The organism is Thermus thermophilus HB8 (genome assembly GCF_000091545.1).
In the GTDB taxonomy this organism is placed as follows: Bacteria; Deinococcota; Deinococci; order Deinococcales; family Thermaceae; genus Thermus; species Thermus thermophilus.
Genome location: NC_006461.1, coordinates 761,020 through 772,250, shown reverse-complemented (window position 1 = coordinate 772,250; position 11,231 = coordinate 761,020). Strand labels below are relative to the sequence as shown.

The 11,231-nt window shown below is 69.5% G+C and carries 13 protein-coding genes; 9 read left to right on the top strand and 4 right to left on the bottom strand.

Going from position 1 to position 11,231, the window contains the following annotated elements:
* Position 1 precedes the first annotated feature (1 nt).
* Positions 2–535: a glycerol-3-phosphate acyltransferase gene (locus tag TTH_RS04180; protein ID WP_011172902.1), complete on the bottom strand. Its 534-nt coding sequence runs from the start codon at positions 533–535 to the stop codon at positions 2–4.
* A 92-nt stretch (positions 536–627) separates the two neighbouring features.
* Between TTH_RS04180 and TTH_RS04175 the strand changes: the two genes are divergently transcribed.
* From TTH_RS04175 to TTH_RS04135, 9 genes are all read left to right on the top strand, one after another.
* Complete coding sequence (locus TTH_RS04175) at positions 628–1,662, top strand: substrate-binding domain-containing protein (RefSeq protein ID WP_011228214.1); 1,035 nt, start codon at positions 628–630, stop codon at positions 1,660–1,662.
* 9 nt (positions 1,663–1,671) lie between these two features.
* A complete protein-coding gene (locus TTH_RS04170; protein WP_011228213.1) occupies positions 1,672–2,112 on the top strand; it encodes a YqhA family protein in 441 nt (146 codons plus the stop codon).
* On the top strand, positions 2,112–2,777 hold the full coding sequence (locus TTH_RS04165) for a hypothetical protein (protein ID WP_011228212.1): 666 nt from the start codon (positions 2,112–2,114) through the stop codon (positions 2,775–2,777). Before TTH_RS04170 ends, TTH_RS04165 begins: the two co-directional genes overlap by 1 nt.
* A 10-nt stretch (positions 2,778–2,787) precedes the next feature.
* Positions 2,788–3,906 carry an aminofutalosine synthase MqnE gene (gene mqnE, locus TTH_RS04160; protein WP_011172898.1) on the top strand — a complete coding sequence of 373 codons (1,119 nt, stop codon included), beginning with the start codon at positions 2,788–2,790 and terminating at the stop codon, positions 3,904–3,906.
* Positions 3,903–4,718 carry a menaquinone biosynthesis protein gene (locus TTH_RS04155; RefSeq protein ID WP_011228211.1) on the top strand — a complete coding sequence of 272 codons (816 nt, stop codon included), beginning with the start codon at positions 3,903–3,905 and terminating at the stop codon, positions 4,716–4,718. The genes mqnE and TTH_RS04155 overlap by 4 nt, the downstream gene beginning before the upstream one ends.
* A gap of 65 nt (positions 4,719–4,783) precedes the next feature.
* Entirely contained in the window at positions 4,784–5,320 is a 537-nt protein-coding gene (locus TTH_RS04150) for a YceI family protein (RefSeq protein WP_011228210.1), read from the top strand.
* The gene (locus TTH_RS04145) at positions 5,320–6,093 is read left to right on the top strand and encodes a VOC family protein (RefSeq protein ID WP_011172895.1); all 774 of its coding nucleotides are present in this window, start codon (positions 5,320–5,322) and stop codon (positions 6,091–6,093) included. Before TTH_RS04150 ends, TTH_RS04145 begins: the two co-directional genes overlap by 1 nt.
* 140 nt (positions 6,094–6,233) lie before the next feature.
* Positions 6,234–7,268 carry a 3-deoxy-7-phosphoheptulonate synthase gene (gene aroF, locus TTH_RS04140; protein ID WP_011228209.1) on the top strand — a complete coding sequence of 345 codons (1,035 nt, stop codon included), beginning with the start codon at positions 6,234–6,236 and terminating at the stop codon, positions 7,266–7,268.
* The gene (locus TTH_RS04135; RefSeq protein WP_011228208.1) at positions 7,265–8,344 is read left to right on the top strand and encodes a prephenate dehydrogenase/arogenate dehydrogenase family protein; all 1,080 of its coding nucleotides are present in this window, start codon (positions 7,265–7,267) and stop codon (positions 8,342–8,344) included. Before aroF ends, TTH_RS04135 begins: the two co-directional genes overlap by 4 nt.
* On the opposite strand, the gene TTH_RS04130 is transcribed toward TTH_RS04135, so the two are convergent.
* From TTH_RS04130 to TTH_RS04120, 3 genes are read right to left on the bottom strand one after another with little or no spacing between them, the layout of a single operon-like run.
* Positions 8,329–9,279, bottom strand: coding sequence for a GGDEF domain-containing protein (locus tag TTH_RS04130; RefSeq protein ID WP_011228207.1), 951 nt, complete (start codon positions 9,277–9,279; stop codon positions 8,329–8,331). The genes TTH_RS04135 and TTH_RS04130 overlap by 16 nt on opposite strands.
* A 52-nt stretch (positions 9,280–9,331) precedes the next feature.
* Entirely contained in the window at positions 9,332–10,687 is a 1,356-nt protein-coding gene (locus TTH_RS04125; RefSeq protein ID WP_011228206.1) for an FAD-binding oxidoreductase, read from the bottom strand.
* Positions 10,688–10,701: 14 nt separating this feature from the next.
* Entirely contained in the window at positions 10,702–11,169 is a 468-nt protein-coding gene (locus tag TTH_RS04120) for a hypothetical protein (protein WP_011228205.1), read from the bottom strand.
* Positions 11,170–11,231: the final 62 nt, after the last annotated feature.

Sequence of the window (11,231 nt, the reverse complement as noted above, 5' to 3'; positions counted from 1 at the left end):
GCTACCACCTGCCCGCCAGGATTTGCAGGCCCCGGAGGAGGACGACCCCCGCCACGAGAAGCGCCCCGAGCCTCGCCTCCCCGGAAAGGGTGTAGACGAGGAGGAGGTAGCCGAAGATGGCCCCGAAGGGGATGGGGTAGATCCCCTTGCGCCGCCTCCTCCAGAAGAGGAGGTGGTAAAGCCCCGCCACCCCAAGGCCGAAGAGGGTGGCCCAGAGGGTCTCCGCTGGCCGCCAGACGAGGAAGAAGCCGAGGGAGGGGGCGATGCCGCCGCCGCCCCTGAAGCGGAAGAAAACGGGCCAGGTGTGCCCGGCCACGAGCAAGGCCCCGGCCCAGGGAAGGTAGGCCTCCGGGGTCAAAAGGGCCACCAGCGCCCCCTTGCCCAGGTCAAAGGCCACCGCGAGGAGGGCCGCCCAGGGCCCCTTCCTCCGGAAGACCCCCGAGCCCCCGGGGAGGTCCTTCCCCCGCACCTCCGGGAAGAAGAGGAGCCCGGCCACCAAGGAGCCCACGAGGTAGGCGAAAACCAGGTAGGCCACGGGAGGATCTTACCAGGGCCTTGCCCCCTTGGGCGGGGTGGCCTATGCTAGGAGGTGGAAGTTTCCGTGAACCGCTTCCACCCGAGGGAACGATGAAGCGCAAAAAGCCCACCATCCACGACGTGGCGGCCAAGGCGGGCGTGGGCCTCGGCACCGTGAGCCGGGTCCTCAACGACCACCCCGCGGTGCGTCACGAGACCCGGGCCCGGGTGCTTAGGGCCATGGAGGAGCTGGGCTACGCGCCCAACCCCCACGCCCGCAGGATCGCGGGGGGGCGGAGCTACACGGTGAGCGTCCTCCTCCCCTTCGTGGCCACCGAGTTCTACCGCAGGCTCGTGGAGGGGATTGAGGGCGTCCTCCTGGAGCAGCGCTACGACCTCGCCCTCTTCCCCATCCTCTCCCTGGCCCGGCTTAAGCGCTACCTGGAGAACACCACCCTGGCCTACCTCACCGACGGCCTCATCCTCGCCTCCTACGACCTCACGGAGCGCTTTGAGGAAGGAAGGTTGCCCACCGAGCGCCCCGTGGTGCTGGTGGACGCGCAAAACCCCCGCTACGACTCCGTCTACCTGGACAACCGCCTGGGGGGAAGGCTCGCCGGGGCCTACCTCGCCCGCTTCCCGGGGCCCATCTTCGCCATCGCCGTGGAGGAGGAGCCCGACCGGGCCTTCCGCCGCACGGTCTTCGCCGAACGGATGGCGGGCTTCCAGGAGGCCCTGAAGGAGGCCGGCCGCCCCTTCTCCCCCGACCGGCTCTACATCACCCGCCACTCCCAGGAGGGGGGGCGCCTCGCCCTCCGCCACTTCCTGGAGAAGGCCTCCCCGCCCCTCAACGTCTTCGCCGGGGCGGACCAGGTGGCCCTCGGGGTCCTGGAAGAAGCGGTAAGGCTCGGCCTCACCCCCGGGAGGGACGTGCGGGTCCTGGGGTTTGACGGCCACCCCTTCGCCGAGGAGGCGGGGCTTTCCACCATCGCCCAGCCCGTGGAGGCCATGGGGGCCCGGGCGGCCCAGCTCCTCCTGGAGAGGATGCGGGGCTACCAGGGCCCGCCCCGGGAGGTGCGCTTTGAGCCCGTCCTCGTGGAGCGGGCCTCCACCGGCACCCCGCCCGCCGCCCTTTACGTGCCGTAAACTAGGCCCATGGGGTGGGAGCGGGTCGCCCACGGGGTGCGCTGGGTCATGGTCCTCCCGGTCCTGGGCCTGTTGCTGGGTTCCTTCTACTTCGCCTTCCACGCCCTCCTGGAGGCCGTCAAGGGGTTGTCCCAGGGCCTCGAGGCCGCCCTCCCCGCCCTGGTGGGCGCCGTGGACCTGGCCCTCCTTTCCGCCGTCTTCCTCATCTTCGGCCTGGGCCTCTTTGAGCTTTTCATCCACAAGCTGGACCTTCCCCTGGACAACGTCCTCCTGGTGAAAAGCCTCGCCGACCTCAAGTCCAAGCTGGGCCAGGTCATCGTCATGATCCTGGTGGTGAAGTTCTTTGAAAAGGCCCTCGCCTTCCAGCCCAAAGAGGCCCTGGACTTCTTCCTCTTTGCGGGAGGGGTCGCCCTCCTGGCCGGGGCCCTTTGGGTCTCCGCCCGGGAGTAGTGCTGGTCTATTTGGACCAAAACCACGCCAGCCGCATGGCCAAGCACCTCCTGGGGCAAAGGGGGCACGAGGCCTTCGGCAGGCTCTTTCTGGCCCTCAAGGGAAGGGCCATCGCCCCCCCAAGCCCCTTCCACGTCCTGGAGACCCTCTTTCCCCAAAGGGGCCCCGAGGAGAAAGCGGGCTACCTCCTCCCCGCCCTCAAAGAGGTCTTCGCCGCCCTCTCGGGCGGCTACTGGGTCCGGCCCTGGCAGGAGGTGGCCGCAAGGCAGCGCCGGGGGCTCCACCGGGAGGACCTCCTCTCCCAGGAGGGAAGCTGGGAGACCCCGGCGGACCTCTCCCCCTTTAAGGGGCTTCCCGAGGCCCTCCGCGGCCTGCCTTACGGGGAGGCCCACGCCCTGGCCTTAAGGGAGATCCGGGAGCGGACCGGGCTTGAGGAGGTGCCTTTCGTGCGGCTCCTCGCCCGCCTCCTTGCCCGGATGGCCTCCGACCTCCAGCGCAAGCCCCGCCCCTCCGACCTCCTGGACGCGGTCATGGCGGCCACGGTCTACCCCTACGTGGACCTCCTCCTCACCGACCGCTACCTGAGGGGCCTCCTCCCCGAGAAGAGCGTGGGGGGGCGGAGGAAGGAGGTGGAGGCCCTGGTCAGGCGCCTTGAAGGGGAGTAGACTCCGGGGCGTGAGAGGCATCCGGGACCCCCGCCTCATCCCCATCGCCGAGAAGGTGATGGAAGGGAAAAGGCTTTCCTTTGAGGACGGCCTCGTCCTCTACCAGACCAAGGACCTTCCCACCCTCATGCGCCTCGCCAACCTGGTCCGCGAGCGGAAGCACGGGCACAAGACCTACTTCGTCCACTCCATCCGCGTCTCCCAGACCAACATCTGCTACGTGGGGTGCACCTTCTGCGCCTTCCAAAGGCGCTTCGGCGAGGAAGGGGCCTGGGACTGGGACGTGGACGAGGTGGTGGCCTGGGTAAAGGAGCGCTACCAGCCGGGGCTCACGGAAATCCACCTCACGGCGGGCCACCACCCCAAAAGGCCCTTCGCCTACTACCTGGACCTGGTACGGGCCCTGAAGGAGAACTTCCCCGGGGTCCAGGTGAAGGCCTGGACCGCGGCGGAGATCCACCACTTCTCCAAGATCGCCCGCCTCCCCTACCGGGAGGTCCTAAAGGCCCTAAAGGAGGCGGGCCTGGACGCCATGCCGGGAGGCGGGGCGGAGATCTTCGCCGAAAGGGTGCGCAGGAAGATCGCCCGGGCCAAGGTCTCGGCGGAAGGGTGGCTGGAGATCCACCGCACCGCCCACGAGCTTGGCATCCCCACCAACGCCACCATGCTCTACGGGCACATAGAAACCCTGGAGGAACGCCTGGACCACATGGACCGCCTCCGCCGCCTCCAGGACGAGACCGGGGGCTTCATGAGCTTCATCCCCCTGGCCTTCCAGCCGGACGGGAACCAGCTCGCCCGGGAGCTGGGCAAGAAGGAGTTCACCACGGGGCTGGACGACCTTAGAAACCTGGCCGTGGCCCGGCTTTACCTGGACAACTTCCCCCACATCAAGGGGTACTGGGCCACCTTAACCCCCGAGCTCGCCCAGGTCTCCTTGGACTGGGGGGTCACGGACGTGGACGGCACCCTGATTGAGGAGAGGATCGTCCACATGGCGGGAAGCCCCACGCCCCAGGGCCTCACCAAGCGGGAGCTCGCCCGCATCATCCTCATGGCGGGGCGGATCCCCGTGGAGCGGGACGCCCTCTACCGGGAGGTGCGGGTCTGGGACCGGGTGGAGGCGTGAGGCCCTACGTCCTGGGCCTTCCCCGCTACGCCAACGTCGCCCCCCTCCACCACTTCCTGAGGCTCGAGGGCTTCCGGGTTCTCCACGCCGTCCCCGCAGAGCTCAACCGCCTCCTCCTCTCGGGGGAGGTGGGGCTTTCCCTGGTCTCCAGCTACTTCTACCTCAAGCACCAGGACAGCCTGGGCCTCCTCCCCGACTTCTCCGTGGCCGTCCTGGGAAGGGTCTACTCGGTGAACCTCTTTCACAAGGGAGCCCTCCCCCACCTTGCCCGCGTGGCCCTCACCACGGAGAGCGCCACCAGCGTGGCCCTCCTGAAGCTCCTTCTGAAGGAGGCCGGGGCCGGGCCCCGCTACGAACGGCGGGAGGGGGGGCTGGAGCTCCTTTCCGCTTACGACGGCGTCCTTCTCATCGGCGACCGGGCCATAAAGGCCTACGCCGCCCTTCTTCCGGAAGTCCCGGAAACGCCCCACGCCCTCCCCACCCGCTTCGGGGAGGTGGAGGTGGCGGACCTCTCCACCCTGTGGTTTCAAAGGACCCACCTCCCCTTCGTCTTCGCCGTCTGGGCCTACAGGCGGGAAAACCCTCCCCCCAAGGCCCTGGTGCAAGCCCTTAGGGAGGCCCGGCGGGAGGGCCTGGGGCGGCTTAGGGAGGTGGCCGAGGCCGAGGCCCGCAGGCTCGGCGTCCACCCCCTCCTCCTCCAGCACTACCTCTGGAACTTCCGCTACCACCTGGAGGAGCCCGACCGCCTGGGGCTTAAGGCCTTCGCCGAGGCCCTCGGCCTCCCCTTCGCCCCTATGTTCTATCCTGAGTAGCGCTTGACATCATAAAGCGCTTGAGGTATCATCCCACCTGGGCGCAAGGCCCAGAGGAGGTGCGCATGCGTTGGAACCTTGACCCGACCCACACCAGCGTGGAGTTCGCCGTGCGGCATATGATGATCGCCACGGTAAGGGGGACGATGGGCCTCAAGGAGGGGTACGTGGAGACCGACGAGACCGGGAAGCCCATCCGGGTGGAGGCCCGGCTGGACGCGGCAAGCATCCACACCGGCGTGGCCGACCGGGACAACCACCTGCGCTCCCCGGACTTCCTGGACGTGGCCAACCACCCGGAGATCGTCTTCAGGAGCGAGAAGATCACCCCCTTAGGGGAGGGCCGCTACCGGGTGGAGGGGGAGGTCACCATCCGGGGCGTGACCCGGCCCCTCGCCTTTGAGGTGGAAACCCATGGCCCCGCGAAGGACCCCTGGGGGAACGAGCGCATCGCCGCCCACTTTGAGGGGAAGCTGAACCGGAAGGACTTCGGCCTCACCTGGAACATGCCCCTGGAGACCGGGGGGCTTCTCGTGGGCGAGGAGGTGCGCTTCAGCGTGGACACCCAGGCGGTGAAGGCAAAGGAAGCGGTGGCGCAGTAATGGCCTTTCCCCGGCGGCTTCTCTCCTTGAGCCTAAGGGTCAAGGACCTGGAAGCCGCCCTCTTCTTCTACCGGGACCTCCTGGGCCTCAAGGTGGAGGCCGACCCGCCCCGCTATCGGCTTTTCCCCGAAGGGAGGGGCTTCCTCCTGGAGCTTCTTCACGACCCCGAGGCCCCCTTAAGGCCCTACCCCTCCTTAGGCCTCTACCACTTCGCCCTCCTCCTGCCCCACCGCAAGGCCCTCGCCGGCGTCTTCCGCAGGCTCTTAGAAGCGGGGGCCCACTTTGAGGGGGCCGCAGACCACGGGGTCTCGGAGGCCCTCTACTTCCGCGACCCCGAGGGGAACGGCCTGGAGCTCTACCGGGACCGCCCCAAGGAAGCGTGGCCCAAGGGCCCCCTCATGTTCACGGCGCCCCTGAACCTGGAGAAGCTCCTTGCGGAAAACCCGGACCCCACCCCCCTTCCCCCCGAAACCCTCCTCGGGCACCTCCACCTCCACGTGGAGGACCTGGCGGCGGCGGAGGCTTTCTTTAACGGGAAGCTCGGCATGGAGGTGACCTTGCGCACCTACCCCGGGGCCCTCTTCTTCGCCTGGGACGGCTACCACCACCACGTGGGGGCGAACACCTGGGCGGGAAGGCGCAAGGCGCCCCCTGGGGCCACGGGGCTTTTGGGCTACACTCTCCTCGCCCCTCCCGGCGTTCCCCCCGGGGAGCACCCCGACCCCACCGGGGCCTTGGCCCGGGTCTTGACGGAGCCCCCTCCCTCCCCGTAGACTCTAGACCAACTATGTGGACCCTAGGGCGCTACTTCGGCTTTTATTACCCCGCCGGGGGCGCCCTGCGGTCCGCGTAGGCCATACCGCGAAAAGGGCGCCCCCTAAAGGGGGCGCCCAAGGTTTTTGGGAGGGAAGCCATGCTGATCGTGATGAAGCGGGGGTACACGGAGGAGGAGCTTCAGGAGGTCGTCCGGGAAATAGAGAAGGTGGGCTACCGGCCCCACGTCTCCCGGGGCGTGGAGACCACCCTGGTGGGGGCCATCGGCCGGGGGCCCACCCCCGAGCTCATGGAGCACTTCCGGGCCCTGCCGGGAGTGGCCGAGGTCATCCCCATCTCCAAGCCCTGGAAGCTCGCAAGCCTCGAGGTCCAGCCCTTCCCCACGGTCCTGGAGTTCCCCACGGGGAAGACGGGGGGCGGCCACGTGATGGTGGCGGCGGGGCCTTGCGGGGTGGAGTCCCGGGAGCAGACCCTGAGGGCCGCCCACTACGTGAAGGCCCACGGGGCCCACATGCTCCGGGGGGGCGCTTTCAAACCCCGCACGAGCCCCTACGCCTTCCAGGGCCTGGGCCTCGAGGGCCTGAAGATCCTCGCCGAGGCCAAGAGGGAGACGGGCCTCCCCATCGTCACCGAGGTCCTCTCCCCGGAGCAGGTGGAGCTCGTGGCCGAGTACGCCGACGTCCTCCAGATCGGGGCGCGGAACGCCCAGAACTTTCCCCTGCTCCAGGCGGTGGGGGAGGCGGGAAAGCCCGTCCTCCTCAAGCGGGGGATGAGCATGACCCTGGAAGAGTTCCTCATGAGCGCGGAGTACATCCTCTCCCGGGGCAACATGCGGGTGATCCTCGTGGAGCGGGGCATCCGCACCTTTGAGAAGGCCACCCGCTTCACCCTAGACGTCGCCGCCGTGCCCGTCCTCAAGAGCTGGACCCACCTCCCCGTCTGGATAGACCCCTCCCACCCGGCGGGCAAGAGGGACTGGGTCATCCCCTTGGCCCTGGCGGGGCTCGCCGCGGGAGCGGACGGCCTCATCGTGGAGACCCACCCCGAGCCGGAAAAGGCCCTCTCCGACGCCGCCCAGCAGCTCCACGAGCACGAGTTCGCCGAGCTCATGGACAAGGTGCGCCGCCTGGTGGCCGCCCTGGACAAGACCCTCGCCGCCCCCGTCCTGGGATGAAGCCCCTCTTCGGCAAAGTCGGGGTCTTCGGCGTGGGCCTTCTGGGCGGGAGCGTGGCCCTGGGGATTAAGGAGCGCTTCCTCGCCGAGGAGGTCCACGCCTACGATCAGGACCCTATGGCCCTGGAGAAGGTCCTCTTTCTCGGCGTGGCCGACCGGGTGCACACCGAGGTGGGCCCCTGGGTGGGGGAGCTTGACCTGGGGATCCTCGCGGCCCCCGTGGGGGCGCTGGCCGAGCTGGGGAAGGCCCTCGCCCCCTGGGCCCACCCGGAGAGCCTCTGGACCGACGTGGGAAGCGTCAAGGCCAAGGTGGTGGCCGCCCTGGAAGGCCTCCTCCCCCACTACCTGGGGGGGCACCCCATGGCGGGAAGCGAACGGGCCGGGGTGGAAAACGCCCACGCCGGGCTCCTGCAAAACGCCGTCTGGGTCCTGACCCCCACGGAAAGGACAAGCCCCAGGGCCCGGGAGGGCGTGCGGGGGCTCGTGGAGGCCCTGGGGGCCTACCCCCTGGAGATGCCCCCGGGGCGCCACGACGAGCTCGTGGCCCGGGTCTCCCACCTCCCCTACCTCCTCGCCGTGGCCCTAAACCGCATGGTGGCGCAAAGCCCCCACCGGGACCTCCTCATGTTCCTGGCGGCGGGGGGCTTCCGCGACCTCACCCGGGTGGCCTCCGGCTCCCCCAGGATGAGCCGGGACATGGTGGTGGAGAACAAGGAGGCCCTGAAGGAGGCCATAGAGGAGCTCCGGGAGGTCCTCCTGGAGCTGGAAGGCCTCCTGGACGAGCCCGAAGGGTTGCTTCGGGCGGCGGAGGAGGCCAAGCGCACCCGGGACAGCCTCCCCATCGTGCGCCGAAGCCTCCTCCCCGAGATGCACGACCTCGTGGTCCAGGTGCCGGACCGGCCCGGGGAGATCGCCAGGATCGCCACCGCCTTGGGCGAGGCGGGGGTGAACATCAAGGACATAGAGGTCCTCACCATCCGGGAGGCGGCGGGGGCCCTCCGCCTCTCCTTCGCCACCCGGGAGGAGCGGGAAAGGGCCCGGCGCGTCCTCCAGGAGGCGGGCTACCGCCTGCCCTGAGGCGGGGCGAGGACCACCCGGCCCTTCCCCAGAGCCTTGGCCCGGTAGAGGGCCTGGTCGGCCCGGAGGAAGAGGTCCTCGAGGTCCCCCGCGTACACGGCCACCCCCAGGCTCGCCGAGACCCCCTCCTCCTGGAGGCGGCGCCCAAGCCGCTCCGCCACCTCCACCGCCTCCTTCTCCCCCGTCCCCGGGAGGAGGACGGCGAACTCGTCCCCGCCCCACCGGGCCACGAGGTCCCCCCGGCGCACCCCCGAGACCAACGCCCGGGCCACCCGCCTGAGGTACCGGTCCCCCTCCCTGTGCCCCCCCTCGTCGTTCACCCGCTTGAAGCCGTCCAGGTCCAAAAGGACCAGGGCGAAGGGGGGCCCGCCCCGCTCCACCCGGGCCGCCTCCCGCTCTAGGGCCATCTCCAAGGCCCTGCGGTTGGGGAGGCCCGTGAGGGGACAAGTGAGGGCCCGCTCCCGCCAGAAGCGCACCTGGCCGTAGAGCTCCCGGAAGCGGGCGAGGAGCAGGGTGAGGGCGAGGAGGACGGGCTGGCTTGAAGCGAAGTGCCCCCAAGGCCAGGTGGGCCCCCCCGCGGCCCAAAGGGCGAAGGCGGAGAGGAGCGCCGCCCAAAGGAGGCCCAAGGCCAAGGCCAGGGGGAGAGGGTAGGCGAAGGCCAGGAGGAGGTAGAGGGAAGGGGACCAGAAGCCCACCGCCCAGGGGAAGTCCCTCCCCCGCCAAAGCTCAAAGAGGAGGTAAGCCCCCAGGGCGTGGGCGAGGAAGCGGGGGGCCCGCCTCGGCCCCTGGAGAAGGGCGAGCCCAAAAAGGAAGGCGAAGAGAAGGTAGAACCCCCACTCCCCGCCCCTAGGCGGATGCCAGAAGAGCTGAAGCCCAATGCCCAAAGGAAGGCCCATCCAGGCGAGGACATAAAAGAGGCGGTAGAGGCCTTCCATGGCCCCATTATGGCCTCCCCGCCGTCAAAACGCCGTGAAAAACGAACAGGGCTTAGGGAAGGACCTTCCCTGGGTTGAAGAGGCCCAGGGGGTCCAGCGCCTCCTTGACCCGGTGGAGCGCCCCCAGGGTCTCGGGGTCCACCGCCTCCAGCATGAAGTCCCGCTTCATGAGGCCGATGCCGTGCTCCCCGGAGAGCACCCCCCCGTGCCTCAAGGCCACCCGGGCGATCTCGTGGGCGAGCTCCCAGACCTTCTCCTCGCTCTCCCTCCTGGGATCAAAGAGGATGTTGGGATGGAGGTTCCCGTCCCCAATGTGGCCGAACTGCACCACCACGAGGCCGAAGGCCTTCCCCAAAGCCTCAATCTCCCGCACCACCCGGGGCAGGGCCGAGCGGGGCACGGCGATGTCCTCGTTCACCCGCTTGGGACGGATGCGGCCCAGGGCGGGGCTCACCGCCCGCCTGGCCCGCCAGAGGGCCTCGGCCTCCGCCTCGCCCGCCGCGCGGACCACCTCGGCCCCGTGACGGCGGGCGCTCGCCTCCACCAGGGAAAGCTCCTCCTCCACGAGGTCCGCCTCCTCCCCGTCCGTCTCCACCAGGAGGAGGGCCCGGCCCCGGGGCAGGCCCATCCTCAGGTAGTCCTCCACGGCGCCCGCGCAGGCCGGGTCCATGAACTCCATGCGGGCGGGCACGGCCCCCGAGGCCACCGCCTCGGAGACCGCCTCGGCCAGGGGCTCCACCCCGGGAAAGTGGGCCAGGAGGGCGGCCCGGTGCCGGGGCAAGGGAAGAAGGCGGAGCCTCGCCCCCGTCACCAGGCCCAAGGTCCCCTCCGAGCCGATGAGGAGGCCCGGGAGGTCGTAGGCGGCGCGCCCCTGGCGCTGGATCCCGCCCTCGTCGTCCACCCACTCCAGCTCCAAAACGTAGTCCCCGGTGACCCCGTACTTGAAGCAGAGGGGCCCCCCGGCGTTCTCCGCCAGGTTCCCCCCCAGGGTGCTGGTGCGGTAGGAGGCGGGGTCCGGGGGGTAGAAGAGGCCGTAGGGCCTCGCCGCCTCGGAGACCCGGGCCGTGGTCACCCCGGGCTCGGCCCAGGCCGTCTGGGTGTGGGGGTCCACCTCGAGGCGGGTCATCCGGGTGAAGGCCACCACGATGGACCCCTCCTCCGGGACCGCCCCGCCGGAGAGGCCGCTTCCCGCCCCCCGGGGCACCAGCACCACCCCGTGCCGCCGGGCCAGGCGGACCAAAGCGGCCACCTCCTCCCGGCTTTCGGGCAGGACCACGGCCAAGGGCTCGGGCCCCACCAGGATGGCGTCGTAGCGGTAGACCTCCTTCGCCGCCCGGGAAAGGAGGGCCCGGGGGCCGAAAAGCGCCTTGAGCTCGTCCAAAACCCCTTGCGCCCGGGAAAGCGCCATACCCTTAGCCTAGCCTAGGGCGCGGTCTCCCCCGGGTCGCAGACGTTTGTGTTGTCCGGGAACATGACCACGGAGCTTTCCACGTACGCCGAGGCGGCGCTGCCGTTGAACCCCCGCACCCAAAGCACCTTGTTGCCCACGGGCTCCACGATGATGCCCTGCGGTCCCAAGGCCTGTTGGGTTTGGGCGGGGGTCACGTCCACGTAGCCCCTCACCTCGCCACTTCCCACGATGAGGGTGTCCAGGTCCGCCACTTTCTGCCCGGGACGGGCTTCCCAGGGCTTCTGCCCCTCGTCCAAGAGGTAGACCTCGAGGCGGGTAAGAACCCCCGAAAAGGAAAAGCCGAAGTCCACCCGCGTGGTCCTGTGGGTGCAGTACCAGTCTTGGCTCCACAGGTTCCAGATGCTGGGAGGGGCCGGGGAAATGGTCACCGTACAAGCCCCCAAGGCCAAGGCGAGGAAAGACGCCACCAATCCCCTCATGCTTCCAAGATAGTTCCTTCCCCCCACCAGGGATGACAGCGAGGTGAAGCCTCCTTTAGACT

Bases quoted from the DNA above. Each gene is read 5' to 3' on its own strand.
- TTH_RS04175 (WP_011228214.1), top strand. From the start codon at position 628: ATGAAGCGCAAAAAGCCCACCATCCACGACGTGGCGGCCAAGGCGGGC.
- TTH_RS04170 (WP_011228213.1), top strand. From the start codon at position 1,672: ATGGGGTGGGAGCGGGTCGCCCACGGGGTGCGCTGGGTCATGGTCCTC.
- TTH_RS04150 (WP_011228210.1), top strand. From the start codon at position 4,784: ATGCGTTGGAACCTTGACCCGACCCACACCAGCGTGGAGTTCGCCGTG.
- TTH_RS04145 (WP_011172895.1), top strand. From the start codon at position 5,320: ATGGCCTTTCCCCGGCGGCTTCTCTCCTTGAGCCTAAGGGTCAAGGAC.
- aroF (WP_011228209.1), top strand. From the start codon at position 6,234: ATGCTGATCGTGATGAAGCGGGGGTACACGGAGGAGGAGCTTCAGGAG.
- TTH_RS04135 (WP_011228208.1), top strand. From the start codon at position 7,265: ATGAAGCCCCTCTTCGGCAAAGTCGGGGTCTTCGGCGTGGGCCTTCTG.
- TTH_RS04130 (WP_011228207.1), bottom strand. From the start codon at position 9,279: ATGGAAGGCCTCTACCGCCTCTTTTATGTCCTCGCCTGGATGGGCCTT.
- TTH_RS04125 (WP_011228206.1), bottom strand. From the start codon at position 10,687: ATGGCGCTTTCCCGGGCGCAAGGGGTTTTGGACGAGCTCAAGGCGCTT.
- TTH_RS04120 (WP_011228205.1), bottom strand. From the start codon at position 11,169: ATGAGGGGATTGGTGGCGTCTTTCCTCGCCTTGGCCTTGGGGGCTTGT.